The 26,855-nt window shown below is 29.2% G+C and carries 30 protein-coding genes; 26 read left to right on the top strand and 4 right to left on the bottom strand.

Annotated elements, in window-relative coordinates:
- Positions 1 to 10 precede the first annotated feature (10 nt).
- Positions 11 to 637: a response regulator transcription factor gene (locus RWY47_RS03270; RefSeq protein WP_224171053.1), complete on the top strand. Its 627-nt coding sequence runs from the start codon at positions 11 to 13 to the stop codon at positions 635 to 637.
- Between the two features lie 55 nt (positions 638 to 692).
- On the opposite strand, the gene RWY47_RS03265 is transcribed toward RWY47_RS03270, so the two are convergent.
- Positions 693 to 1,205: a ferritin gene (locus RWY47_RS03265; protein WP_021428066.1), complete on the bottom strand. Its 513-nt coding sequence runs from the start codon at positions 1,203 to 1,205 to the stop codon at positions 693 to 695.
- 166 nt (positions 1,206 to 1,371) lie between these two features.
- Between RWY47_RS03265 and RWY47_RS03260 the strand changes: the two genes are divergently transcribed.
- Genes RWY47_RS03260 through RWY47_RS03240 form a run of 5 tightly spaced genes read left to right on the top strand, consistent with a single transcriptional unit; the run spans position 1,372 to position 4,355 of the window.
- Positions 1,372 to 2,244 carry a class I SAM-dependent methyltransferase gene (locus RWY47_RS03260; protein ID WP_150841694.1) on the top strand — a complete coding sequence of 291 codons (873 nt, stop codon included), beginning with the start codon at positions 1,372 to 1,374 and terminating at the stop codon, positions 2,242 to 2,244.
- A complete protein-coding gene (locus tag RWY47_RS03255; RefSeq protein WP_150841693.1) occupies positions 2,244 to 2,915 on the top strand; it encodes an RluA family pseudouridine synthase in 672 nt (223 codons plus the stop codon). Before RWY47_RS03260 ends, RWY47_RS03255 begins: the two co-directional genes overlap by 1 nt.
- Positions 2,916 to 2,917: 2 nt before the next feature.
- Positions 2,918 to 3,622 (top strand): UPF0489 family protein, encoded by a 705-nt coding sequence (locus tag RWY47_RS03250; protein WP_150841692.1) that lies wholly within the window; start codon positions 2,918 to 2,920, stop codon positions 3,620 to 3,622.
- Between the two features lie 55 nt (positions 3,623 to 3,677).
- A complete protein-coding gene (locus RWY47_RS03245; RefSeq protein ID WP_150841691.1) occupies positions 3,678 to 4,184 on the top strand; it encodes an SEC-C metal-binding domain-containing protein in 507 nt (168 codons plus the stop codon).
- A gap of 9 nt (positions 4,185 to 4,193) precedes the next feature.
- Complete coding sequence (locus tag RWY47_RS03240; RefSeq protein WP_167402725.1) at positions 4,194 to 4,355, top strand: hypothetical protein; 162 nt, start codon at positions 4,194 to 4,196, stop codon at positions 4,353 to 4,355.
- A 25-nt stretch (positions 4,356 to 4,380) separates the two neighbouring features.
- Here RWY47_RS03240 and RWY47_RS03235 read toward each other — a convergent pair whose 3' ends face one another.
- On the bottom strand, positions 4,381 to 5,298 hold the full coding sequence (locus tag RWY47_RS03235; RefSeq protein WP_021434250.1) for a pseudouridine-5'-phosphate glycosidase: 918 nt from the start codon (positions 5,296 to 5,298) through the stop codon (positions 4,381 to 4,383).
- 1 nt (position 5,299) lies between these two features.
- Positions 5,300 to 6,388, bottom strand: coding sequence for a PfkB family carbohydrate kinase (locus RWY47_RS03230; protein WP_021427987.1), 1,089 nt, complete (start codon positions 6,386 to 6,388; stop codon positions 5,300 to 5,302).
- A gap of 219 nt (positions 6,389 to 6,607) precedes the next feature.
- On the opposite strand from RWY47_RS03230, the gene yabG reads away from it, so the two are divergent.
- The 10 genes from yabG (at position 6,608) to RWY47_RS03180 (ending at position 15,104) form a co-directional block, all read left to right on the top strand.
- Positions 6,608 to 7,513, top strand: coding sequence for a sporulation peptidase YabG (gene yabG, locus RWY47_RS03225; protein ID WP_025161786.1), 906 nt, complete (start codon positions 6,608 to 6,610; stop codon positions 7,511 to 7,513).
- A 165-nt stretch (positions 7,514 to 7,678) separates the two neighbouring features.
- The gene (locus tag RWY47_RS03220) at positions 7,679 to 7,945 is read left to right on the top strand and encodes a Veg family protein (protein ID WP_021428036.1); all 267 of its coding nucleotides are present in this window, start codon (positions 7,679 to 7,681) and stop codon (positions 7,943 to 7,945) included.
- 94 nt (positions 7,946 to 8,039) lie between these two features.
- Positions 8,040 to 9,590, top strand: coding sequence for a DUF3794 and LysM peptidoglycan-binding domain-containing protein (locus tag RWY47_RS03215; RefSeq protein ID WP_021428051.1), 1,551 nt, complete (start codon positions 8,040 to 8,042; stop codon positions 9,588 to 9,590).
- A 114-nt stretch (positions 9,591 to 9,704) separates the two neighbouring features.
- Positions 9,705 to 10,586, top strand: coding sequence for a 4-(cytidine 5'-diphospho)-2-C-methyl-D-erythritol kinase (ispE, locus tag RWY47_RS03210; protein WP_150841690.1), 882 nt, complete (start codon positions 9,705 to 9,707; stop codon positions 10,584 to 10,586).
- Positions 10,579 to 11,262: a GntR family transcriptional regulator gene (locus RWY47_RS03205; RefSeq protein WP_021428109.1), complete on the top strand. Its 684-nt coding sequence runs from the start codon at positions 10,579 to 10,581 to the stop codon at positions 11,260 to 11,262. The genes ispE and RWY47_RS03205 overlap by 8 nt, the downstream gene beginning before the upstream one ends.
- Positions 11,263 to 11,380: 118 nt before the next feature.
- Positions 11,381 to 12,043: a stage II sporulation protein R gene (gene spoIIR, locus RWY47_RS03200; protein ID WP_021429503.1), complete on the top strand. Its 663-nt coding sequence runs from the start codon at positions 11,381 to 11,383 to the stop codon at positions 12,041 to 12,043.
- A 28-nt stretch (positions 12,044 to 12,071) separates the two neighbouring features.
- Entirely contained in the window at positions 12,072 to 12,599 is a 528-nt protein-coding gene (locus RWY47_RS03195; RefSeq protein WP_224171054.1) for a cell wall hydrolase, read from the top strand.
- Between the two features lie 128 nt (positions 12,600 to 12,727).
- Complete coding sequence (locus tag RWY47_RS03190) at positions 12,728 to 13,795, top strand: D-alanine--D-alanine ligase (RefSeq protein ID WP_150841688.1); 1,068 nt, start codon at positions 12,728 to 12,730, stop codon at positions 13,793 to 13,795.
- Between the two features lie 17 nt (positions 13,796 to 13,812).
- Positions 13,813 to 14,622, top strand: a complete 810-nt coding sequence (gene murI, locus RWY47_RS03185) for a glutamate racemase (protein ID WP_150886710.1) — start codon at positions 13,813 to 13,815, stop codon at positions 14,620 to 14,622.
- 59 nt (positions 14,623 to 14,681) lie between these two features.
- Positions 14,682 to 15,104, top strand: coding sequence for a DUF1934 domain-containing protein (locus RWY47_RS03180; RefSeq protein WP_021429472.1), 423 nt, complete (start codon positions 14,682 to 14,684; stop codon positions 15,102 to 15,104).
- 31 nt (positions 15,105 to 15,135) lie between these two features.
- On the opposite strand, the gene RWY47_RS03175 is transcribed toward RWY47_RS03180, so the two are convergent.
- Positions 15,136 to 15,834, bottom strand: coding sequence for a polysaccharide deacetylase family protein (locus RWY47_RS03175; protein ID WP_150841687.1), 699 nt, complete (start codon positions 15,832 to 15,834; stop codon positions 15,136 to 15,138).
- Between the two features lie 266 nt (positions 15,835 to 16,100).
- Between RWY47_RS03175 and tilS the strand changes: the two genes are divergently transcribed.
- The 10 genes from tilS (at position 16,101) to RWY47_RS03125 (ending at position 26,658) form a co-directional block, all read left to right on the top strand.
- Complete coding sequence (gene tilS, locus RWY47_RS03170; RefSeq protein WP_168932568.1) at positions 16,101 to 17,489, top strand: tRNA lysidine(34) synthetase TilS; 1,389 nt, start codon at positions 16,101 to 16,103, stop codon at positions 17,487 to 17,489.
- A 31-nt stretch (positions 17,490 to 17,520) separates the two neighbouring features.
- Positions 17,521 to 19,500: an ATP-dependent zinc metalloprotease FtsH gene (gene ftsH / locus RWY47_RS03165; RefSeq protein ID WP_150841686.1), complete on the top strand. Its 1,980-nt coding sequence runs from the start codon at positions 17,521 to 17,523 to the stop codon at positions 19,498 to 19,500.
- 65 nt (positions 19,501 to 19,565) lie between these two features.
- The gene (locus RWY47_RS03160; RefSeq protein ID WP_224171055.1) at positions 19,566 to 20,543 is read left to right on the top strand and encodes a biotin--[acetyl-CoA-carboxylase] ligase; all 978 of its coding nucleotides are present in this window, start codon (positions 19,566 to 19,568) and stop codon (positions 20,541 to 20,543) included.
- A complete protein-coding gene (locus RWY47_RS03155; protein WP_150841684.1) occupies positions 20,536 to 21,495 on the top strand; it encodes a P1 family peptidase in 960 nt (319 codons plus the stop codon). Before RWY47_RS03160 ends, RWY47_RS03155 begins: the two co-directional genes overlap by 8 nt.
- Before the next feature lie 156 nt (positions 21,496 to 21,651).
- Entirely contained in the window at positions 21,652 to 22,248 is a 597-nt protein-coding gene (locus tag RWY47_RS03150) for an ECF transporter S component (RefSeq protein WP_021429522.1), read from the top strand.
- A 17-nt stretch (positions 22,249 to 22,265) separates the two neighbouring features.
- Positions 22,266 to 23,036, top strand: coding sequence for a type III pantothenate kinase (locus tag RWY47_RS03145; RefSeq protein ID WP_021429492.1), 771 nt, complete (start codon positions 22,266 to 22,268; stop codon positions 23,034 to 23,036).
- Positions 23,037 to 23,138: 102 nt separating this feature from the next.
- Entirely contained in the window at positions 23,139 to 24,107 is a 969-nt protein-coding gene (gene dusB, locus RWY47_RS03140) for a tRNA dihydrouridine synthase DusB (protein ID WP_021429462.1), read from the top strand.
- Positions 24,108 to 24,207: 100 nt separating this feature from the next.
- The gene (gene greA / locus RWY47_RS03135) at positions 24,208 to 24,687 is read left to right on the top strand and encodes a transcription elongation factor GreA (protein ID WP_021429468.1); all 480 of its coding nucleotides are present in this window, start codon (positions 24,208 to 24,210) and stop codon (positions 24,685 to 24,687) included.
- Between the two features lie 15 nt (positions 24,688 to 24,702).
- Positions 24,703 to 26,229, top strand: a complete 1,527-nt coding sequence (lysS, locus tag RWY47_RS03130; protein WP_021429433.1) for a lysine--tRNA ligase — start codon at positions 24,703 to 24,705, stop codon at positions 26,227 to 26,229.
- Between the two features lie 225 nt (positions 26,230 to 26,454).
- Positions 26,455 to 26,658: a hypothetical protein gene (locus tag RWY47_RS03125; RefSeq protein ID WP_021429479.1), complete on the top strand. Its 204-nt coding sequence runs from the start codon at positions 26,455 to 26,457 to the stop codon at positions 26,656 to 26,658.
- Positions 26,659 to 26,855: the final 197 nt, after the last annotated feature.

Below are 26,855 nucleotides of genomic sequence, written 5' to 3'. Positions count from 1 at the left end.
GGGGTGATATATGGAAGTGTTAATAATATCAAAATCTTTTATAATTAGAGAAGCATTAGCTCTATTTTTTAGTAACAGATTTAAAGATTATAAAGTCAGGTGTGCAAAAGATTTAAATGAGGTTCAACATCATGACTTAATAAATATGAATTTTGTATTTGTGGACATAGAACAAAGCAAAGATTCTATAAGTGATATAAAAGAGGTTTTCGGCAATTCAAAAATAATGGTTTTTAATAAGGATAAAAATAAAGAAATTTTTATAGAATGTTTTAAAAATGGAATTAATAGTTATATAGTAGATATACCAGAAAAAGATGAATTAACTCATATATTAAATACTGTTATCAAGGGTAAAAAATATTATGATGTAGATTTATTAGAAGAAATGATAAATGATAGAACAGTCAATAATGTTGAAGATAGCAATATGTTAACTGATAGAGAAAATCAAGTTTTAGATAAAGTATCTATTGGATTAACAAACAAAGAGATTGCAAAGGAATTATACGTAAGTGAACATACTATAAAAAAACATGTAACTAATATTCTTTCTAAATTAGATATGCGAAATAGAAGGGACTTAATAATATATAAGAGGTACAATTCTAGAAGAGAAACTTTAAATGTTAACTAACTAAATTAATAATAAAAAAGCTGTTTAATAAATTTATTAAACAGCTTTTTTTATTTTAAGCATTTGGAGCTATTGGTACGTAAGTTCTTTGAGCTAACTCTTGGTCAATCATTAAAAGACCAGCAGGATCATTTTTTAGTAATCTTAACTTTCTAACTATTTTTTCCATGCTTTCCTCTTCTTCAGATTGCTCATCTATAAACCATCTTAAGAAAGAAGATGTTGTATGATCTTTTTCAGATATTGCTAAATCAGTTAACTCATGAATTGAATTAGTTATAAGTTTTTCGTGGTTTAAAGCTAATTCAAAAACTTCTAAAGGACTTTCAAAGTCACTCTTAGGTTGTTCAATAGCTTGTAAAACTATTTTTCCACCAGCTCTACTTATGTAATTAAATAACTTATAAGCATGGTCTCTTTCTTCTTTAGCCTGTACATTAAAGAAATTTGCAAAACCATCTAAATTGTTATCCATGAAGTATGCCTCCATAGACATATAAAAATATTCAGAGAAGAACTCCATTTGAAGCTGATTGTTTAATGCATCTAATATTTTTTGACTTGCCATAAAAAACCCCTCCTAAGTAAACATTTAAAATTTTAATACAATACTATTATACAATAGTATTACCAAATTTTAAGAATAAGTATATAAACTCTTTAAAATACTCAAAATATCAAGTAATAATATGATATAATACATAAATTGAGATTAATTTTTTAGGAGGAAATCAATGTTATTATTAGCTGATAAATGGAAAGATTATGAACTTATAGATATGGGTAACGGAGAAAAATTAGAGCGTTGGGGAAATATTGTTTTAAGAAGACCGGATCCTCAAGTTATGTGGCCAATTGCTGAAGAAAAAGGATTATGGAAAAATCCACATGGACATTACCACAGAAGTAGTAGAGGTGGAGGTCAATGGGAACATAAAAAGAAATATCCAGAAAAGTGGACAATAAGTTATAAAAACCTTAAATTCAATATAAGTCCAACTGGGTTTAAGCATACAGGATTATTCCCAGAGCAAGCTGCTAACTGGGATTGGTCAATGGATATGATAAAAAATGCTGGTAGACCTATAAAAGTTTTAAACTTATTTGCATATACAGGTGGAGCAACTGTTGCTTGTGCAGCTGCTGGAGCGGAAGTATGTCATGTAGATGCATCTAAAGGTATGGTAACTTGGGCAAAGGAAAATTTACAAACTTCTGGATTAGGAGATAGAAAAGTAAGATTTATAGTAGATGATGTTGTTAAGTTTGTAGAAAGAGAAATTAGAAGAGGAAATAAATATGATGCTATAATAATGGATCCACCTTCATATGGAAGAGGTCCTAAAGGTGAAGTATGGCAAATAGAAGAAAAATTATATGGATTAGTTGAACTATGCACAAAAGTTTTATCAGATAAGCCTTTATTCTTCTTAATAAACTCATACACAACAGGATTATCCCCAATTATACTTGAGCATATATTAGATGCAACAGTTGCTAAGCATGCTAAAGGTGGAAATATATATGGAGGAGAAATAGGATTACCTACATCAAAAGATGGGAAAGTTCTTCCTTGTGGTATATTTGGAAGATGGGAGTCTAAATAATGGTAAAAGTATTATATGAAGATAATCATTTATTAGTTGTAGAAAAGCCTGTAAATATATTATCGCAAGGTGATGATACTAATGATAAAGATATGGTTAATCTTTTGAAGCAATATGTAAAAGTTAAATACAATAAACCTGGAAATGTGTTTATAGGACTTGTACATAGGCTAGATAGACCTGTAGGTGGAGCGATGGTGTTTGCAAAGACATCTAAAGCTGCATCTAGACTATCGGAACAAGTCAGAAATAAAACATTTAAAAAGACCTATAGGGCTGTATTAAACGGTAGTATGAAAAAAGATGCAGATACTTTAAAAGATTTTCTTTATAAAAATAAAAAGACTAATATGGTCAGTGTAGTTAATAAAGATCATAAAGAGGCTAAAAATGCAGAATTAAGTTATACTACGTTAGGTAAAAAAGATAAATTTAGCTTAGTTGAAGTTGATTTAAAAACTGGAAGATCTCATCAAATAAGAGTTCAATTTTCAAGCAGAAGACACCCTCTATTTGGAGATCAAAGATATGGTCAAAATATAAATAAAGTTGGAGATCAAATAGCATTATGGTCTTATAAAATTGAAATAGATCATCCAACTACTAAGGAAAAAATGGAATTTATCTGCGAACCGCCTAATGAATATCCTTGGAATTTATTTGAGGTTTAAATATGGAAAAGTACAATGGATTTTATATAGAGGAACCTGTTGGAAATAATATATTTTCTTATGATGAAAGAAAAAATAAAAAAATATTTGTTCCTAAGTTGATAGAAGGAAATTTGGATTCTGTAAAGGTTGGAGAAAAAATAGTATTTAGTGAAATTGATTTTGATAAAGAAATAAATGCTATAGGATTAGAAAATATGGTTAAGTTTAACTATGAAGATAAAGATATCTATATTTTTGATAACCATAATCACTCCTTTTACTTTTGGATTAAAAGTTTAAAAAAAGGAATGTTTAATAAAGGATGCAAATTAGTTCACATAGACCAACATAAAGACATGAGAGAGCCCGAAGATTATAACGTTGATGTAAATAATATGGATGACGTATTTAGGTACACAAACTATGTTTTAAATGTAGGGAACTTTATAAAACCTGCATTACATCACGATATATTTTCAGAAGCTGTAATAATAGATAGCACTTATGGATTTGACTTAGATGTTGATGGTGAAATAGTATTAGATATAGATTTAGATATATTTTCTAAAGATATGGAATATATATCCTATGATTTAAGAGTAAATAAGATAAAAGAATATATAGATAGAGCTAAGGTTATAACTATTGCAAGTAGCCCGTTTTTTATAGAACAGGACTATGCTATAAAAGTATTAAAAGAATTATTCAATTATGATATAATATAAGAGTTAGATATTTATAATTAAGCATGAGTTATTCATGAACTAGGAGGAAATTAAAATGAGTTTATATACTACATGGAGATCATTAAGTGAAAACCACAATAGCCAAGAAGAAGAAATAAAGTTCTGGGAAGAGTACTTAAAGAAAGAAACAGAAATATACAATGAAATATTAAACAATAAAAAAGATGTTATAGAAGGAAAAGTTAGCGATTTAGCAGATGCTCACAATACATCTGTTGAATACATGATGGGATTCATAGACGGAATAAGTGAAAGTTTAAAAGAAGAATTTTCAGAAGAAAAATTAGAAACTATAGAAGCTGATACAGAAATAAAATTAGAAATAGACTGGGAAAAGTTATACTACAATATGGTAGCAGTAGAAGCTCACTGGTTATATAACTTAGAAGGATGGAATGGAATATTATCAGAAGATAAGAAAAAAGAATTACAAAAAGCTTTTAAAGCTACAAAAACAGTAGTTAAAGATGACAAGATAGGAAGAAATGAGCCTTGTCCATGCGGAAGCGGTAAAAAATTCAAAAAATGTTGTGGAAAATAAGGAGATAAAATGTTTTTACTAAAATTCATTGATGAAGATGATAATCTATCTATAAAAGAATTTACATCATTAAATTCTTTAAAGGATTACGTTAAGGATAACGACATCGATAAGACGTGGCATCAAGTGGAAGAAGTAAAAAAAGTAATTCCTAATTTAAAAGAAGAATAAAAAAAGGAGCTAGCGCTCCTTTTTTTTATTTTAACTCTGATAAGTCTTTAGCTATTTGAGCTGCAACCTTAGCGTTATTATAAACTAGTTCTATATTGGCATCTAAACTCTTTCCATCTGTGATAGTCTTTACTCTATCTAATAAGAATGGTGTTACCTTCTTACCAGCTATATTTTTTTCCTCAGCTTCTTTTAAAGCTGATTCAATAGCGTTGTTTATAGTATCATAATCCATTTCAAATTCTTTAGGTATTGGATTACCTATTACCATACCACCTTTTAAATTTAAATCCCATTTAGCTTTTAATGCTGAAGCTACTTCTAAAGAAGATTCAACCTTATAATCAACTCCAAATCCACTTTTTCTAGTGTAGAATGCAGGGAATTCTTCAGTTTCGAAACCTACAACTGGAACACCGTTAGTTTCTAAATATTCTAAAGTAAGGCCTATATCCAGTATAGATTTAGCACCTGCACAAATTACTGCAACATTTGTATTTGCTAGTTCTTGTAAATCAGCAGATATATCAAATGTTTCTTGAGCTCCCCTATGTACACCACCTATACCTCCTGTAGCAAATACTTTAACTCCAGCTAAGTTAGCTAATATCATTGTAGTAGCAACTGTAGTAGCTCCATTTAACTTCTTAGATATAATAAAAGGTAAATCTCTTCTACTAGCTTTAACAACATCTTTGCTAGTTCCTAAGAATTCAATTTCTTCGGTAGTAAGACCTACTTTTAAAACTCCATCTATTATAGCTATAGTAGCTGGAATAGCCCCATTTTCTCTAATTATTTTACTAACTGTTTTAGCCATTTCTATATTTTTAGGATAAGGCATACCATGAGAAATTATAGTTGATTCTAATGCTACAACTGGAAGACCTTCTGCTAAAGCTTTTTTAACCTCTGGATGTACATTTAAGTATTTTTCTAACATTTTAGATCATCTCCTTTAAAATTTTTTCAACACTATCAACAGACATACTTGGATTAATAGTATTTTTATGCATTAATGTAAGTATAGAAGCAGCTGTCGCGAATTCAGCTGTGTCTTTTAAATTGAAATTATGCAGGTATCCATATACAAGTGCAGATAAAAATGCATCTCCAGCACCTGTAGCACTAATTGTGTCAACCTTAACTCCTGAAAGTAATAAGTGGTTTTCTTTATTAGCACAGAATACGCCATCTTTACCTAATGTTATAAAAACATTTTCAACACCTTTTTCTAGGAAGTATTTGGCACATTCATATAAATCTTCTTCGTTATTTATCTCTATTCCTGATAGTATCTCAGCTTCTAGCTTATTAGGTTTTATAGTATTAAATCTTCCTATAATATCTTTTATCTTCATACTTTTTTGAGTAGAAACTGTATCTATAAAAATAGGTATATCAGTGTAAGTCTTACTTATATAATCAATAACGTCGAAAGATAAGTTTGTATCCAATACAATAGCTAATGAATCTTTTATAGCTGAGTGTTTTGAAATAATATAGTCAACATCGATTTTATTGATTATATCCATATGAGATATAGCTAGCTGCATATCTTGGTCATTGTTTAAAATTGATAAATACATAGATGTTGGGAATGAATCAGATATATAACAATCTGATGCATCTATATTTAGTTTTTTACATTCTGTTAGTATACGACTTCCATAAATATCATTTCCTATAGCAGATATAAGTTTTGTATTTACTCCGAGTTTAGAAATATTTTCACAAATATTTCGAGCAACACCTCCTAAAGAAATATCAATCTTTCCAGGGTTTGAATCAAACATTGTAAGAGTATTACTAGGAGAACCCTGTATATCGACGTTAGCGCCGCCTATAACTGTTACAAACTTACTTGCGCTTATGATATAACCTTTTCCTTTTATATAGCCTTTTTTCATCAAATTTGTTATGTGTACAGCAACAGAAGATCTTGTTATATTGAGCATGTCAGCTAATGTTTGCTGTGAAACCATAGGATCATTCTTTAAAATATCTAAAATTTCTTTTTCTCTATCAGTCATTAGTATCACCATATCTAAATATTTGCTTATATAAATAAGCATTTGTTAAGAATATAATATCATTTAAACAAGTTGATTTCAATGATAAATATCATATATTGTAAATTATTTAAATGAGACTTAGTAATATAAAACAAATTAAAGGTACATAGTAACAATATTTGTCGACGGTCATATTATAAAGTAAGAACACAAATTTTATAGGAGGACAACTATATTATGAAGATAGGAGACATCGTTGTAAGAAAGTCTTATGAGAAAGATATTATATTTAGAATAATAGGGTTTGAAATAGATGAAAACAATCAAAAGATAGCTATTTTAAAAGGGGTTGCTTTTAGAATAATCGCAGATTCAGGAATAGATGACTTAGAGAAAGTAAACTTTTACGATATGAAAGATACATTAATAGACAAAGATGTTGAAAATATTTTGCATAAAAGTATAAAAAAAACTAGAGAGAGAAATAGAAGACTAAACAGAGCTATGCAAAAGTCCTCAAATAATAATAGTAAGCAAGCTCAAGGTCAAGGTCAAAATCAAGTTCAAAATTCATATGGAATGCCAGGGAAAGTACTTCATATAGACGGAGATCCTGAATATTTAAAAATTTGCTTAGATGTTTATACTAAATTGGGAATTCCGGCAGTGGGTAAAGCTATACCTGAAAGCCTTCAATATAAAGAAGTTAGAAATTTATTAGAACAACATAATCCGTCCATATTAGTTATAACAGGACACGATGCTATAGTTAATAGTAAAGGAAATCTTAAAGATATTAAAAATTATAGAAATACAGCTAATTTTATAAAAACAGTAAAAGAAGCTAGAAAATATGATCCATCACTAGATAGTTTAGTTATATTTGCTGGAGCATGCCAATCTAATTATGAAGAAATAATAAAATCAGGAGCTAATTTTGCAAGTTCTCCAAGTCGTGTAATGATACATGCGCTAGATCCTTTATTGGTAGTAGAAAAAATTGCTTGCTCTAGAATAGATAAAGTTGTTCCTTTAGATGAAATATTAAACCATACAGTTACAGGGATTAAAGGTGTCGGAGGTATAGAAACCAGAGGTAAATTTAGATTAACCATGCCGTTGGCTATATATAATGGGTATTGATTTTATGTATAAAAAAATATATAGATTATAATCCAAATTTAGAAAAAAAAACAGTATTGACTTTTTATCAAAAAATATATAAAATATTTAGTTTGGGTTTGACAAAAAAGTTTGATTGTGGTAATATTACAATGACAAACATATAATGTTAAAGAAGGTGATGTAATGGCCACTGTTCAAACTTTGAATAAAATAAGACAGACTTTAGAGAAGCACCTGGGAAGAAAGATTTTATTAAAAGCTAATAAAGGAAGAAAACAAATAGTTACTAAAAAAGGCGTACTAGAAAAAGTATATCCTAGTATATTTGTTGTTAAGCTAGATGATGAGGATAATGGATATTCTAGAGTATCATATAGCTATTCAGACCTATTAACTGATAACGTTAAATTGAAAGTAATTAAAGAACCAAATAAATTAAATGTAAGTTAAAAAATTATACCTATTAAAAATAGGTGTAATTTTTTTTTTACTTTCTAAATATAAATATAGTGTGATAGTTATATTTAATTTAGGAGGGTAACATATGAATCTTATAAAAGATATTTTACAAGTTGACAACAGAATTGATTTTGGAAGGTTTCAAACTTTTATAGAAACAGAAGCTGTTGTATCAGATAAAAAGGACGACGTATATGAAATAATAAAAACAGAGGGGTACATAGCTTTAAAGAAACAAGAGATATTAGATGGTAAAATAATATTTAGAGGGAATTTTAATTATAATGTGATTTATCTAACTGAAGATAAAAACACTGTATCAAATGTAGAGGGAAGAATAGAAATAAATGAAGTAGTAGAAAAAGATAATATAGTAGCTGATATGGAAAATATGCTTTTCTACGATGTAGAACATATAGATTGTACAGTTATAAATGAAAGAAAGATAAGAGTAGGAGCGCTTTTAAATATAAGAGGTAGTTTATTTGAAAAAAATACTATAGATATAGTAAAAGATGTTTCTCAAATAGAAAATGTTCAAAAACATAGAAAAGAAGTTCAGTTCGAAGATATAGTTGGAATAGAAAAATCTGAAAGTGTAGTTAGAGATACTATAAACATAAGTACTGAAGATATAGATAATATAGTTTCTATAGGGCCTAGAATGAAATTAAAAGAAACTAGGGTATCTGACAATAAGGTTATAGTTGGTGGAGTTTTAGAATTGAATCCAGTAGCTTATACTTATGAAGGGGAACTAGTAGAACTAGATAGAGTTGGGTTAGATTTCACTCAATTTATAGAAGTTCCAGGTGCATGCGAAGGTATGAAAGAAGAGGCTATGGTAGAAATAGTTGACTTAAACTATATATTCAAGAGAAATGAAGAAACAAATACAGGTGCTTTAGAAGTAGATTGTACAGCAAGAGCTAAAGTTAAAGTATCAGAAGATGTTACGAGAGAGGTATTACAAGACGCATATTCACCTGATAGAACTCTTAAGTTTGAAAGCAGAAATGTTGAGCTTAATAAAGTTGTAAGTAGTGGAAGTGAATTTTTCAATATAAGAGATACTATAAAAAATAATAGTGATGATATACAAATAAAAGATATAGTAAGTGTAGATTCAAATATAATAGTTGAAAACTCATCATTTGAAGGTGGAAAGAGTATAGTAGAAGGTGTAGTTTTAATTGATGTTTTATATACTCCTGTAGAAGGTTTAAGACCAGTATATAGACTAACAGAAGAAATACCATTCACTCATGATGTTGAAGTTGGAAATGTAAAAGACAGTGCTAATGCGTTTAATCATGTAAATATAGATAGGGTAGAGTTTGATTTAAATAGAGATCAAATAGATGTAACTGTTAAAGTTAGAAGATACTGCGAAGTTTTAGATAAGAAAAAAGATAGCTTCATTGTTAAGGGAGAAGATCAAGGACCTATAGACTTATCTCAAAGACCTAGTATAACGATATATGTTGCTAAAGAAGGCGATAAATTATGGAATATAGCTAAGAAATATAATACAACAATAGATGATATAGCTGAGATAAATGAAATAAAAACAGATGATCAATTAGATGTAGGGCAATGTTTAATAATTGAGAAAAAAACTCCAGTAGAAGTATAAAATTATGTACAAAATAAGATAATAGGGAATTATAGTTCCCTATTATTTTATTTTTTGTAGTATAATGTATACTATAAATATTTATGGTCGTTATAGCACAATAAGGAGGAAAGCATGAACTCTATAGATTTAAAGAGCAGAGCTAAGGTTAACTTATCAATAGATGTGCTTGGAAAAAGAGAAGATGGTTATCACCTTGTAGAGATGATAATGCAAACAATAGATCTATATGATAAGTTGAAAATAACTGAAATAGAAGAAAACTCAATATTAATAAAAAGTAATAGTTTAGATATACCTTTAAATGAAGATAATATTATGTATAAAGCTGTAAATTTATTAAGAGACCAGTTTAATATAGAAAAGGGAATAGAAATTTCTATAGAAAAAAATATACCTGTAGCAGCAGGAATGGCAGGAGGAAGCTCTAATGCGGCTGCAGTTTTAGTAGGTTTAAATAAATTATGGAACTTGGGGTTAAGTGAAAGTGAATTAAAGGATATTGGGTTGAAGTTAGGAGCGGATGTTCCGTTTTGTATAACTGGAGGAAGTGCATTAGCAGAAGGTATAGGGGAAGAATTAACTAATATAAAAGGTTTACCTGAAGATTTAAATATTTTGGTATGTAAACCTAATATATTTGTATCAACAAAGGAAGTTTACCAATCTTTGAATATGGACAAAGTTAAAAGAAGACCTAAAAATAAAGAACTTATAGATGCTTTACAAAAGGAAGATGTCAAATTTATTTCTGAGAATATGGTGAATGTATTGGAAGAAGTTACTTCTTTAAAATATTCAGAAATAGGACAAATAGAAGATATAATGATCAAAAATAAAGCATTAGGATCTATGATGAGTGGAAGTGGCCCTACAGTTTTTGGGCTATTTGACAATAAAGATTGTGCAATTAAAGCCAAAAAAGACTTACAGGCTAAGTACAATCAGGTTTATCTAGTTAAAAGCAGCAATAAAGGAGTTGAAATTTATGGATAGCTTAACAAAATTAAATTTAGACAATTATAAACCGTTAAGAGATGTAGTTTTTGAAAACTTAAGAGAAGCTATTTTAGAGGGGCAATTAAAACCAGGACAAAGACTTATGGAGGTTCAATTAGCTGAACAATTAGGTGTAAGTAGAACTCCTATAAGAGAGGCTATTAGAAAACTAGAACTAGAAGGGCTTGTAGTTATGTTACCGAGGAAAGGTGCATATGTAGCTAATATGTCATTAAAGGATATAATAGATGTATTAGAGATAAGATCGAGCTTAGAAGGTTTAGCTGCATATTTAGCGGCAGAGAGAATACATGAAGAAGATGCTAAAAAATTACAAGATATAGCAGAAGATTTTAAACGTAGCATCGAAAGAAAAGATGAAATTGATGTACTATTAAAAAAAGATGTTGAGTTTCATGAATGTATATTCAACGCGACTAAAAATAAAAAGTTAAGTCAAATAATAAATTCACTTTGGGAACAAGTTCATAGATTCAGAGCAACATATATATCTGATTTTGACACATCATATAATTTAGTAGAAGAACATGAGAGAATTTTAAAAGCTATAATATCTGGTAATAATGAAGATGCTAAAAAATATGCTATAGAGCATATAGAAAAAGCTGAACAATTTATAATAGAGAGAGCTATGAATAATAAAAATATATAAAAAATAGACTGTTTAAATTAAACAGTCTATTTTTTTATGTTTTTTTAAAACTTTAAGAATAAAAAATCTATATTAGGAGATAATCAAGATATTAAAATATATTAGGGGGATATATATTATGAAAAGGATAAAGTTAAGAATATTGGGGTTAAGTGTTTTATTAATAACTATGATTATAATGAGTACTATATATATTTTTGGGGAAGTAAATAAAGTTGAAAGAGTTTCAAGCAATTATAAAGATAAATTAATAAGATTTCATGTTTTAGCAAATAGTGATAGTGATGAAGATCAGGCATTAAAGTTGAAAGTAAGAGATGAAGTTATTAAGTATTTACAACCGATGTTAAAAAAATCTAATAGTATAAAAGAGAGTGAAAAAATAATTTTATCTCAGAAAAAAAACTTAGAAAAAATATCTAAAAATATTATTGAGGAAAATGGGTATACTTATGAAGTGAAGGTTAATCTTGAATATACTAATTTTCCTGCAAAACAATATTCAAATATAGTTTTACCAGCAGGAGAGTATAAAGCTTTAAGAATCATTATAGGTGAAGGACAAGGTAGAAATTGGTGGTGTGTAATGTTTCCTCCTCTATGCTTTGTTGACGAAAATAATGGTGTTATAGATAAAGAGACAGATGAAAAATTAAAAAAGGTATTAACAGATGAAGAATATAAGTTGATATCAGGAGAAAATATTGAAAAGGCATCTAATAAAAAAATCAAATTTAAAATATTAGAAATACTAGAGGATTTAAAGTCTAATAAGAAATAATATATTTTAAAGGAGTGGATTTTACGACATGAAGTATCACACCAAATTCTTTTTAGCGATGTATACTCTGCTAATTTTAACATTTAATAGTAATAGTGTATTTGCTGATAGTAATACACAAAATAGCTATAGAATTGAAAGTAATAAGTTCGTTAGCAATAATAAAGAAGATAAATCAGAACCAAAAGAAGTTATAAGTATTACAAATGATGAACTGTATTTATTATCCAAATTAGTATCTAGTGAAGCTAGAGGAGAAGAATATGAAGGACAAGTTGCCGTAGCGGCGGTTGTAATAAATAGAGTTTTAGATCCTAGATTTCCAGATAATATAAAAGATGTTATTTATCAAAGAAATGCATTTTCAGTAGTAGATAATGGGGAAATTTATAAGGATCCAACAGATAGTGCATATAAAGCAGCTAGAGAAGCTTTATATGGAAGTGATCCTACGAGTGGAGCAATATATTTTTGGAATCCCGAAATTTCAACTTGCAACTGGATTAAAAAACTAGATCCATATAAAAGAATAGGAAATCATGTATTTGCGAAATAGATAAATATTAAAAATAAAGGAGTAACTACTCCTTTATTTTTTTTGTTAAATGAACTATAATAATCACTTAGATAATAAAAACGCATATAATTATAAAAATACAAATTAAATTAGAAGGGTGAAATAAGATGAGAAAATTAAGTGTAGCATTAATTTTCGGTGGAAAATCCGGTGAACATGATGTTTCAAGAATTTCAGCTTCATCTATATTTAAGAATATAAATAAAGAAAAATATGATATACACACAATAGGAATAAATAAAGACGGAAAATGGATGTATTATAGTGGTTCTGCAGAAAATATAGCTAATGGAAAATGGGAAGAATTAGCGGATGAAACTGTTAAAATTAATTTAATACCTAATGGAAATTCTAAAGTAGGTCTAGAATTTAAGGATGGAACCTTTAAGCATTTTGATGTTTTATTCCCTGTACTTCATGGACCTTATGGAGAAGATGGAAAGATACAAGGACTATTTGAGATAAGTAATATTCCATATGTTGGATGCGGTGTTTTAGCATCTAGTGTGGGTATGGATAAACTTATATGTAAAAAAGTATTTACTCAAATTGGCTTACCTCAAGTAGATTATACTTATACAACTAAATGGCAATTTGATATAAGTAAGAATGATGAGCTTAATAGAATAGAGCAAACTTTAAATTATCCTATATTTGTTAAACCAGCTAACATGGGTTCTAGTGTAGGTATATCAAAGGTATCTAATAGAAATGAACTTTTAAGTGGAATAAATGAAGCTTTAAAGTATGATAGAAGAATAGTATTAGAACAAGGTATAGATGCAAGAGAAATTGAAGTTGCTGTTTTAGGAAATGATGAAGTAAAATCATCAATAGCTGGAGAAATAATACCTGCAAAAGATTTTTATGATTATGAAGATAAATATATAAATGGAGTATCTAAGCTAGAAATACCTGCTAGTATTGATGCAGAAACTATGATGAAAATAAGACAAATGGCTATAGATGCTTTTAAAGCTATAGATGGTAAAGGTCTTTCTAGAGTAGATTTTTTTGTTGATAAAAAAGATGGAGAAATTTATATAAATGAAATAAATACTTTACCAGGATTTACGAATATAAGTATGTATCCGAAACTTTGGGATGCAACAGGAATACAATACACTGACCTTATAGACAATTTAATAAAATTAGCTATAGAGGATAGACAATAGAAGAAGGTGCATGTTAGATGAATAATAATTCAATTGGAGTTTTTGATTCGGGATTAGGAGGACTTACAGTTTTAAAAGAAATAACTAGTATACTTCCTAGTGAAAATATAGTGTATTTTGGAGATACGGCTAGAGTTCCTTATGGATCAAGATCTAAAGAAACAGTTATTAAATACACTTTTCAAGCTATTAACTTTTTAATATCTAAAGGTGTTAAGGCGATAGTAATAGCTTGTAATACAGCAACAGCTAGAAGTTTAGAACTAGCACAAGCAAAGTATGATATACCAATAATAGGTGTTATAGAAGCTGGAGCTAGAACGGCGGCTTATACGACTAAAAACAAAGTTGTAGGAGTTATAGGAACAGAGGGAACTATAAATTCAAAAGCTTATGAGGGCGAAATTCATAAGTTAGACGATAAAATAAAAATAATTGGGAAAGCATGCCCATTATTTGTGCCTATAGTTGAAGAAGGATGGGCAAATACTGAAGTTGCAGAATTAACAGCTAAAAAATATTTAGAAGAGTTACAGGCTTCAAATATAGATTCGTTAGTTTTAGGATGCACTCATTACCCGCTTTTAAAGAGAACTATAAATAAAGTATTAGAAGGAAAAATATCTTTGGTAAATCCTGCTAGAGAAACAGCTAAAGATTTAAAAGATGTTTTAACTAAAAATAATTTGTTAAATAATAATGTAGATAAAGAAGGATACTATAAATATTATGTATCTGATATACCTGAAAGATTTGCATCTATAGGTAAAGAGTTTCTTAATCGAGAAATAACGGATATAGAACAAGTTGAAATTCAAAAATATTAGTTAAAGTATAAACTTTAGGTGGATTTCCCCTAAGGTTTATATTGCTATGGAGGTTAAATATGATAGATGTAAATATATCTATGCATACAAAACAATATGATAATTTAGGTAATGAAGATTTAATAGAAGTTACATCTAAAGGAAGTATGTATGAGAAAAATAATGATATATATATAGTGTATAAAGAAGAATTAGAAGAGGGTTCTCTTCATGTAACAACTACGATAAAAATTTCAGAAAATGAAGTTTTTATAAAAAGATTTGGAGCTGTTAAATCAGATATGAAGTTTGTTCAAGGATCAGAGACAATAACTAAATATAGAACTCCTCAAGGATTATTTGATATAAAAATAAATACTCAAAAACTAGAAATAAACAAATTAAATAAATCTATACAGTTAAATATAGAGTATAATATGTGTATAGATGGATTGTTTGAAGGAATAAATAAAGTGAGTATAAACGCAGAAGAGCTTAATTAAAAGCTGACTAATAATTAGTCAGCTTTTAAAATTAATAGAAATTTCTATTCCACCAATTCATTGGAGTTTGATTTTGGTCTATGACTTTAATTTCATAATTATTATTTTTTAAATACTCCAATACACTAGGTAAAGCTTTTACAGTTGTTTGTTTGTCATGAAATAAGATAACTGAATTTCCAGATTCACTTAGGGAATTCTTAGTGTTAGAAACTATAGATGATACAGTTGCATTTTTATGTGTATCTGTGCTATCTATACTCCAATCCCAAAGATTATAACCAGAGTTAACTAAACTATCGTATTGGTTTTTTGTTAGGTAGGGTTTGCTACCATAAGGGACTCTGACTAGTTTAGTATCGTAACCTGTTAAATCTTTCAGTGTATGTCTTGTATTATTAATTTCGTTTAAAGCAGATGAACCAGAAGAATAAAATACTGCTTTTTCATGGCTTTGACCATGCAAGCCTATTGAATGACCTTCTCTAAGCATCCTATTGACGATGTCGGGATATAAGGTTATTCTATCTTCTAAGACAAAAAAAGTTGCTTTCATATTATACTTGCTTAATAAATCTAATATTTCAGGAGTATTTTTATTTGGACCATCGTCAAATGTAATATAAGCGGTCTTTTTATCAACCTGTGTGTTTTCTAAACAATGGGAATTAATTGAAATAAAAGATACAAATACAAATGATGTAATTAAAACTGATAAAATTTTTTTCATTTTGATTACTCCTTACTTATAAAAAATTAATTTTGTAAAATGGTATTTTATACTCTTATTGTATGATATTATTTTAATTATATTTAAGTAATGTGAATTTTGTATTGATGGAATTAAATGTATGTAAAAAAACTACCCCTGGATTAATTTATTTGGTATTATATTATTTAACAAGGTTTTAAAATAAAATAATTTATACAAGGATTTAAGAAGTTTTTATAGAAAGTATACTTGAGTCAAAAAACTAAGTATAAGAGGTATGATTTATGATAGTAGATAGAGTACGAAGTACTATAAATAAATATAATTTATTACAAAAGGGTGATAAAATAGTATTAGGTCTATCAGGAGGACCAGACTCTGTGTGTTTATTGCATATATTAAAGCAACTAGAGGAAGAATACGATATTTCCATATATGCAGCACACTTAAATCACCAAATAAGAGGTATAGAAGCACAAAAGGATGTTATGTATATATCTCAACTATGTGATAGTTTAGGTGTTAAATTTTTTGTTAAATCAATAAATGTGCCTGAATATTGCAAAAAAAATGGATTATCAATAGAAGAAGGTGCTAGAAAATTAAGATATGAAATGTTTTATGAGATAAAACAAAAAACTAAATCAAATAAAATAGCAATAGGACATAACTTAAACGATCAAGCTGAAACTATTCTTATGAGAATGATGAGAGGCACTGGATTACAAGGATTAAAAGGTATTGAATATAAGAGAGATGAAACTATAATTAGACCTATTCTTGATATAGAAAGAAGTAGTATAGAAGCATATTGTGAAGAATATAATTTAAATCCGAGAATAGATAGTACAAATTTAGAAAACATATATACTAGAAATAAAATAAGATTAGATTTAATTCCGTATATGCAAGAAAATTTTAATACTAATGTGATTGAATCTATATGTAGGATGGGTAATAACTTAAAGCTAGATAATGATTATATTGAAGAAGAAGGAAATAAAAAGTTTAAAGAGGTTTCAAAATTAAATAATAATACAAGTGTTGAAATCATATTAGATAAATATATTGATTTACACAAAGCAATAAAAAGTAGAATAATTAGAAATTCTATTAAGTATATTTTAGGAGATACTAATTTTGTAGATCAAAAGCATATAGAAGATGTATTTGATTTAGAGAATGAAGATAAAATAAATAAAAAATTAGTTTTACCTAGAGGTTTGTTTGTATATAGAAACAATGATAGTATATTATTTACAAATGAAGAAATAACATATGAAGATTTCGAATTTAATTATAACGTTCCTAAAGATGGAGTTATAAAAATAAAAGAAACTGGAGTCTTTATAGAAACTAAAACAATGAGTGTTGAAAGATTTAAAAGTATGAAAGCTGATAAATCCTCTAAAGGATTTGACTTAGATAAATTTAAAGGAGGGATAGTAGTAAGAAATAGAGAATCTGGGGATAAAATAAAACTTGCTGGAGGAAGCAAGAAATTAAAAAGTTTATTCATAGATTTGAAGATACCTAGGGAAGAAAGAAGTAAAATTCCTGTGTTGGTAGATAATGAAGAAGTAGTTTGTGTTGGAGATTATAAGATTAGTGAAAATTATAAAATTGATGCAAATACAAAAGAAGTCTTAAAGATTACCTTTAAGAAACTATAAATTAAAACAACTTACGAAAGGAGGGCTTCTTTTGAATAAGATTTTAAAGGGAGCAGGTTTCTATCTACTTATATTTATAATTATCGTGGGGATAGTACAGTTCTCAGGTAGTCCAACAGAGAAAGTAGAAGAAATGAAGTTTTCAAGTGTCTACAGAGAACTTATGAAAGAAAACATATCTAGTATAAAGATTGTAGAAGACACGGTTATAGAGGGAACTATAAAGAGTACGAATAAAAAGTTTAAAACATACATACCACAAGAGATTCAATCAGAAAAGCTTGCAGATCAATTATTAAAACAGGCTAACGAAGGTAAATTACAATTAATTGGGGCACCAAAACCAACAACTCCTTGGTTCTTTGATATAATACCATCGCTACTTATGCTTTTCTTTGTATTAATACTATGGTTTGTATTTATGAATCAGTCTCAAGGTGGAGGCGGAAAAGTTATGAACTTTGGAAAATCAAAAGCGAAAGTTCATAAGGATGATGATAAAACAAGAGTTACATTTAAAGACGTAGCAGGACTTAATGAAGAAAAAGAAGACTTACAAGAAGTTGTTGATTTCTTGAAAAACCCTAAAAAATATATTGATTTAGGAGCTAGAATACCTAAAGGTATATTAATGGTTGGACCTCCAGGGACTGGTAAAACATATTTATCAAGAGCAGTTGCAGGAGAAGCGGGAGTTCCATTCTTTAGTATAAGTGGATCAGATTTCGTTGAAATGTTTGTTGGGGTAGGAGCTTCAAGGGTTAGATCTTTATTTGAAGACGCAAAGAAAAATGCTCCAGCTATAATATTTATAGATGAGATCGATGCGGTTGGTAGAAAAAGGGGTGCAGGTCTTGGTGGAGGCCATGATGAAAGAGAGCAAACTCTTAACCAATTACTAGTTGAAATGGATGGATTTGGTGTTAACCAAGGTATAATAATAATGGCTGCAACAAATAGACCTGATATATTAGACCCAGCACTTTTAAGACCTGGTAGATTTGATAGACAAGTGGTTGTAGGAGCACCGGATGTAAAAGGTAGAGAAGCTATATTTAAGGTTCATTCTAAGAACAAACCTTTAGCTGAGGATGTTAAGATTGAAGTTCTTGCAAGAAGAACTCCAGGATTTACACCTGCGGATATAGAAAACTTAATGAATGAGGCTGCTATACTTACAGCTAGAAAAAGAGAAAAGAAAATCCATATGGAAACTATAGAGGAAGCTATAACTAAGGTAATAGCAGGTGTTGCTAAAAAATCTAGAGTTATAAGTGAACCAGAAAGAAAGTTAACAGCGTATCATGAAGCAGGTCATGCTGTATGTGCACACGTTCTTAAACATGTAAGTCCTGTCCATCAAGTGACAATTGTTCCTAGAGGAAGAGCTGGTGGATTTACAATGCAACTTCCAGTTGAAGATAAATTCTATGCTACTAAGAATGAAATGAAAGAAAACATAATTGTTTTACTTGGTGGTAGAGTTGCAGAAGAGTTAACTTTAGATGATATATCTACAGGAGCTTCAAACGATTTAGAAAGAGTTTCAGCAACTGCTAGACAAATGGTTACAAAATATGGAATGAGTTCTAAACTAGGACCTATGACATTTGGAGATGGAGAAGAAGAAGTATTCTTAGGAAATAGTATAGGTAGCAAGAGAAACTATTCTGAAGAAGTTGCATTTGAAATAGATAAAGAAATAAAAGACATCGTTAATGTGGCTTATAAAAACACTAAACAATTATTAACTGATAATATGGATAGATTAGAATATGTAGCTCAAGCATTGTTAATATACGAAACATTAGATGCAGATCAGTTTATAAAAGCATTTAATAAAGAGTTATCATTAGATCCTAAATTAGAAAATGCTGCAACAGAAGAAACTATCAATAAAGAAGATGCTATTGAAGTTGATTTTAAAGAGGCTAAGAAAGATGAAATTCAGGATGTAGATGTTAACAATAACAATAATGTAAATAATGACAAAGATCAAATAGATGAGTAATAAAAAATGAGGCTAGGGTTTTCCCTAGCCTTTACTTTAATTATTAATTAGATAGAGGTGTTATTTTGAGAGAGAAAATTGTTAATTTATTATTAAATAGTGATTTAGAATTTATATCAGGAGAAGAAATTTCAAAGCAATTGGGAATTTCTAGAACAGCTGTATGGAAGCATATTAATGTTTTAAAAGAACAAGGATATGAAATAGAGTCAGTTAATAAAAAGGGATACAGATTAAAAGAATCACCAAATGATATTTTAAGTAAAGAAAATATACTACATAATCTTAAAACTAAGTTTATAGGAAAAGAAATAATACATTTTGATTCTATAGATTCTACAAATAATTATGCTAAGTCAATAGCTAACGAAGCTACAGATGGAACTGTGATTTTAAGTGAAGAACAAGTGAGTGGAAGAGGTAGATTAGGAAAGTGCTGGCACTCTGAAAAGCATGAAGGAATATGGATGAGTATAATTCTAAAGCCAAATATACTTCCTATGGATGCCCCTTTTATAACTTTAGTTGCTGGAGCGAGTATAGTTAAAGCATTAAGAAACTTAGGGGTAGAAGCTACTATAAAATGGCCTAATGATATTATATTAAATGGAAAGAAAACTTGTGGGATACTAACAGAGCTTTCGGCGGAGATAGAGAGAGTTAATTATATTGTGGTAGGGATTGGAATAAATGTAAAAACTATCAATTTTCCTGAGGAGATAGGAAATATTGCAACATCAATACAAAGAGAAGGATATGAAATATCCAGAGTTGATATTGTTAGAAATATACTTAGTGAATTTGAAGTAAAGTATAATTCGTATATAAATGAAAATGATAAAAGTTCTACTCTAGATGTGTGTAAAAATTACTCTGCGATTATAGGTAAAGAAATATATACCATAAAAAATAATGTTAAAGAACAGGTTACTTGCATAGATATAAATGAAAGTGGAGATTTAGTAGTTAAAGATAAAAATGGAAAATTAAAAGAAATTATATCTGGAGAAGTTTCTATAAGAGGAGAGCATGGATATGTTTAATAATATTTTAGACGTAAAAGGTATAAAAGTTGGACAGGTAGAGGATAAAGAAGGATTAACAGGGTGCACCGTTATTATATGTGAAGATGGAGGGGTTTGTGGAGTTGATGTTAGAGGTTCAGCTCCAGGAACTAGAGAAACTGATTTATTAGATCCTATAAATATGGTTCAGAAAGTCCATGCTATTGTGTTATCAGGAGGTTCTGCATTTGGACTGGAATCTACATGTGGGGTTAGTAGATATCTAGAGGAAAAAGGAATAGGGTTTGATGTTGGAGTAGCGAAAGTTCCTATAGTTACTGGTGCGGTTTTATTTGATTTAGGAGTAGGAAATCCTAAATGTAGACCAAATATAGAAATGGGGTATAAAGCTTGCGAAATAGCTAATAACATTGAACTTAAGCAAGGAAATTATGGTGCTGGATGTGGAGCTACAGTTGGAAAGATAAGAGGAAGTGAGTTTTGTACAAAGGGAGGTATAGGGAGTTATTCAATTAAATTAGACAATGGATTGGTGGTTTCTGCGATTATAGCTGTGAATGCATTTGGTGATGTATATGAAAATGGACAAGTTATAGCTGGTGTTTTAAATGATGATAAAAATGATTTTTTAAATACGTATGATTTAATGAAAAAAGGTGTTAATAAGGGTGGTTTTAATATAGATAATACTACTATAGGTGCGGTTGTAACAAATGCTAAATTATCAAAAGCTGAATGTAAAAAAATATCACAAATGGCTCATAATGGATTTGCTAAATCTATATTTCCTATACATACCCCTCATGATGGAGATACGATATTCACATTAGCAACGGGAGAAGTTGAAACAGATATAACATTATTAGGTTCGATTGCAAGTGAAGTGGTGGAAAAAAGTGTAATAAGCGCAATAAAAAATGCCTCAAAAACTAATGACATACTATCGTATAATGAAATTAATTTGAAATAAGAATTATTGACAATGTTATTTCATATTGATAAAATTGTTTTGTTGCAGCTGGCATCCATAAAAAAATAGGAGCCTGACTGATTTATTGTATAGATAATTGATTAGTTAAAAACAAAAAGTCCGGCATCTATAAGAGCTGGAACGGAGGTATATTTTATGATGAAAACACAGGTTCAAACAAGAAAGAAAATAAATGTTAGACAAATGGCGATAATAGGTATGTTATCTGCCATATCGATAATGCTATCAATGACACCTTTAGGATTTATACCAATTGGACCCATTGATGCAACTATAATGCATATACCTGTAATAATAGGTTCTATAATAGAAGGGCCTGTGGTAGGTGGAATAATAGGATTTATTTTTGGATTTACAAGCTTTATAAGAGCTATTACAATGCCAAAACCAACTTCATTTGTATTTATGAATCCTTTTATATCTATACTACCTAGAGTTATAATGGGAATTGTGTCATTCTATGTATATAAAGGTGTGTTTAAAATAATGAAAAAAACATCAGTTGCAGGTGCTTTTTCGGGACTGATAGGTTCTCTTATAAATACATTTGGTGTTTTAGGAATGGTATATTTCTTATATGCACAAAGATACGTAGAAGCTATAGGAGGAGACACATCCACGGCTGGAGCTGTAATATTAGGTATTGCTACTACTAATGGAATCCCCGAAGCTATAATTGGAGCTTTAGTAGTATCAGGAGTTGTAGCTATACTAAAGAAAAGCAAAAAATAGAAAGAAGGTTAGAGTAGATGCTTTTAGTATTTGACGTTGGTAATACAAACATGGTCTTAGGTATATATGAGGGAACAGAGTTAAAAAATTATTGGAGAATTAGTACGGATAAAGCAAAAACATCTGATGAATATGGGATGTTAATAAATAATTTATTTCAATATGATAATGTAGACAAAAATTCAATAAAAGATATAATAATATCATCAGTTGTACCTAATGTTATGCATTCACTTGAAAATTTCTGTGTGAAATATTTCAATAAACAACCTTTAATAGTTGGACCTGGTATAAAAACAGGATTAAATATTAAATATGATAACCCTAAACAAGTAGGAGCGGATAGGATAGTAAATGCTGTAGCTGCTATAGAAAAATATAAATCGCCGATGATAATAATAGATTTTGGAACAGCTACAACATTTTGTGCAATATCAGAAAAGGGAGAATACTTAGGTGGAACTATAGCGCCGGGTATAAAGATATCAAGTGAAGCTTTATTCCAAAGAGCATCAAAACTTCCTAGAGTTGAACTGTTAAAACCTGGAATGACAATTTGTAAAAATACAGTTTCAGCTATGCAATCGGGGATAATATATGGATATGTAGGATTAGTAGACAAGATTATAGCTATGATGAAAAAGGAATTAGGAAATGACGATATAAAGGTAATAGCTACTGGAGGACTTTCATCATTGATAGCATCAGAAACTGATAGTATAGATTGTGTAGATAAAAATTTAACCCTAGAGGGATTAAAAATTATTTACAATAAAAATAAAGAATAGTAACAGGGAATTGGATTTTACATCCAGTTCCTTTTTTATGATAAGATTATTAAATAAATTGGGTATATTTATAATAAAATATATTAATAAAGGAGACCGTATATGAAAATAGGAAATGTTACGTTAGACAATAAAGTATTTTTATCTCCTATGGCAGGAGTAACAGATTTACCTTTTAGACTTATATGTAAAGAACAAGACTGTGGAATGCTATACACAGAGATGATAAATGCAAAAGCGCTTTGTTATGATGATCAAAACACGAAAAAAATGCTTAAAATAGAAGAGGAAGAACATCCGGTAGCAGTGCAAATTTTTGGTTCTGATCCAGCTTTTATGGGAGGAGCAGCAGAAATACTAAATGAATACCCTAATGAAATACTAGATATAAATATGGGATGTCCAGCTCCTAAGGTTATAAAAAATGGAGATGGATCAGCGCTTATGAAAAATCCTAAGTTAGCTGAAGAAGTTTTAAAGTCTGTTGTAAAGAACTCTAAAAAACCTGTTACTTTAAAGATTAGAAAAGGCTGGGATGACAATAATATAAATGCAGTTGAAATAGCTAAAATCGCAGAAGCTTCTGGGATAAGTGCGTTAGCTATACATGGAAGAACTAGAGAACAGTATTACTCAGGAAAAGCAGACTGGGATATAATAGCTAAAATAAAAGAAAGTATAAACATACCTGTAATAGGTAATGGAGACGTTTTTGAAGTTGAAGATGCTATAAATATGATAAATAAGACCAATTGTGATGCTATAATGATAGGTAGAGGAGCTCAAGGTAACCCATGGATATTCAAAAGAATAAACCATTATATGAAAACAGGAGAAATTTTACCGGAGCCTACAGGTGAAGAAAAAATAAATACAGCTTTAAAACATCTTAAATTGGCAATAGATGAACACGGAGAATATGTAGCGGTAAGAGAAATGAGAAAGCATATTGCATGGTACCTAAAAGGGCTTAGAGGTTCAGCTAGATTAAGAGATGAAATTAACAAGATAGAAAGCTATGAAGAAGTAGTAAACAAGCTACGTGACTACTTATCGCACTCCTTGACATAAGGGTGATAGTAATTTATAATATAGCGCATAAATGATTACGATATAAAATTAATTTTGTTTAATGTTAAATAAAAATCAAAGAGAAGGAGTTGTAGGGGTTATGGAAGATAATAAAGAAATATTATTAACTCAAGAAGGATATCAAAAATTAGAAGATGAGGTTGAGCATCTGAAATCAGTAAGAAGAAGAGAAGTTGCAGAGAGAATAAAGGTAGCTATATCTTTCGGAGATATATCAGAGAATGCTGAGTATGATGAGGCTAAAAATGAGCAAGCACAAGTTGAAGAAAGAATAATGAAGCTTGAAAATATGCTTAGAAAAGCAGTTATAATAGATGAATCTAAAATAGATTCAAATATAGTTACTATAGGATCTATAGTAAAAGTTAATGATATGGAGTTTGAAGAAGAAGTAGAATATACAATAGTTGGTTCTGCAGAAGCTGATCCATATGAAGGTAAGATATCTAACGAATCACCTGTAGGAAAAGCTCTTTTAGGTAGAGCTAAAGGAGAAGTTGTAGATGTTCAAGTTCCTGATGGTATTGCTAAATTCGAGATATTAGAAATAAGAAGATAATCTGGAGGTATACAAATGAATAATGATCAACAAAACGTTAATGATCAAGCTAAAGAAGAACTTACAGAAGTACTTAAAGTAAGAAGAGAAAAATTAGCTAAATTACAAGAGATGGGTAGAAATCCATTCCATATAAGTAGATATGATAGAACTAACTGTTCTACAGATATAAAGAATGACTTTGAAGCTTTTGAAGGTAAGGTTGTTAAACTAGCTGGACGTATAATGAGTAAGAGAATACAAGGTAAAGCTGGATTTATAGACATACAAGATCAAGAAGGAAGAATACAGTGTTATGTAAGATTAGATAGAATAGGTGAAGAAGAATATGCTGTGTTCTCTACATATGATATAGGTGACATAATAGGTATCGAAGGAGAAGTATTTAAAACTAAGAAAGAAGAGATATCTATAAAAGCTAATGATGTAAAATTATTAACTAAGTCTCTTCAAGTTCTTCCAGAAAAATACCATGGATTAAAAGATCAAGATTTAAGATATAGACAAAGATATGTTGATTTAATAGTTAACCCAGAAGTTAAAGATGCTTTCGTTACAAGAACTAAAGCTATGAAAGCTTTAAGATCTTATTTAGATGAAAGAGGATTCTTAGAAGTTGAGACTCCTATATTAAACACTATAGCTGGTGGAGCGAATGCTAGACCATTTATAACTCATCATAACACATTAGATATACCAATGTATTTAAGAATAGCTAACGAGTTATACTTAAAGAGACTTATAGTTGGTGGATTTGATAAGGTGTATGAAATGGGAAGAATGTTTAGAAATGAAGGTATGTCAATTAAACATAATCCTGAGTATACTGCTATAGAATTATACCAAGCATATGCAGATTATACAGATATGATGGAAATAGCTGAAAATGTAATAGCTCATATGGCTGAAGCTGCAACTGGAAGCATGAAAATAGATTATCAAGGAACAGAAATAGACTTTACACCTCCATGGAGAAGAATGACTATGGAAGAATGTGTAAAAGAGTATGCTGGAGTAGACTTCTCTACTATAGATACTGATGAAGAAGCATTAGAAGTAGCTAAAGAAAAAGGTATAGAAATAACTCCTGGTATGAGAAGAGGAGAAGTTATCAATGCCTTATTTGAAGAATTTGGTGAAGATAAGTTAGTTCAACCTACATTTATAACTCATCATCCAGTAGAAGTTTCTCCGCTTGCTAAGAGAAACGTAGAGGATCCTAGAAGAACAGATAGATTTGAAGCTTTCGCTAATAAGTGGGAGTTAGCAAATGCTTTCTCTGAACTTAATGACCCTATAGATCAAAAAGGAAGATTTATGGATCAATTAAGAAAGAAAGAATTAGGTGACGATGAAGCTTGTGATATGGACGAAGACTTTGTAAATGCACTAGAAGTAGGTCTACCTCCAACAGGTGGTCTAGGAATAGGAATAGATAGAGTTATTATGTTATTAACAAATGCTCCATCTATAAGAGACGTTATATTATTCCCTACAATGAAACCTATAAAAGAAAACTCTGCAGATGAAATAGAAGAGTAAATAATAGATTAAAACCTTTCTAAATAATATTTTAGAAAGGTTTTTTTATGTTTAATTCAACAGTAAAAAATTAATACTGATATATAATTTTGAGAACAAATATTAAATGCTGAAAAAAACTGAAAGATAATATTAGAAAATGAGAAGTAATGATGAAAAGTATATAAAGGAAAATGGAATAAAAATTTAGAAGTAAGTATTAATAAAAAATTAGGGGGATTTGATATGAAAAATTTAATTAATTGGATGTGTCTTTTATCTGTTATGGGATTGGTTGTACAAGTTATGATTCATATAAGTTCAGAAATTATAAGAGATTTTAATAGTATTAAATCTAAAAAAATTAATGCGAATACTAAAGGTAAGAGGGTTGCAAATACTAGGGTTAAAAGAAATAGAGAATATTATCAAGAAAAAATTGCAAAATAATTTAAAAAAAATTATAAAAAGTGTTGACGGTATTTAATAAAGGTGATATAGTATTACTTGTCCTTAAGAAACGGACGAAACACAAAAGAAAAAATGAACTTTGAAAATTAAACAGTAGGTTAATTATAAAAATTCTTTTTTAAAGAATTAAACACAAACAACCAAGCCAGATATTCAGATAATGATTAGCTGAGCGA

The sequence above is a fragment of the Paraclostridium sp. MRS3W1 genome (assembly GCF_032465715.1).
GTDB classification, from domain to species: domain Bacteria; phylum Bacillota; class Clostridia; order Peptostreptococcales; family Peptostreptococcaceae; genus Paraclostridium; species Paraclostridium dentum.
Note: the sequence above shows the minus strand (reverse complement) of the source record. Positions and strands in the feature narration are given on the sequence as shown.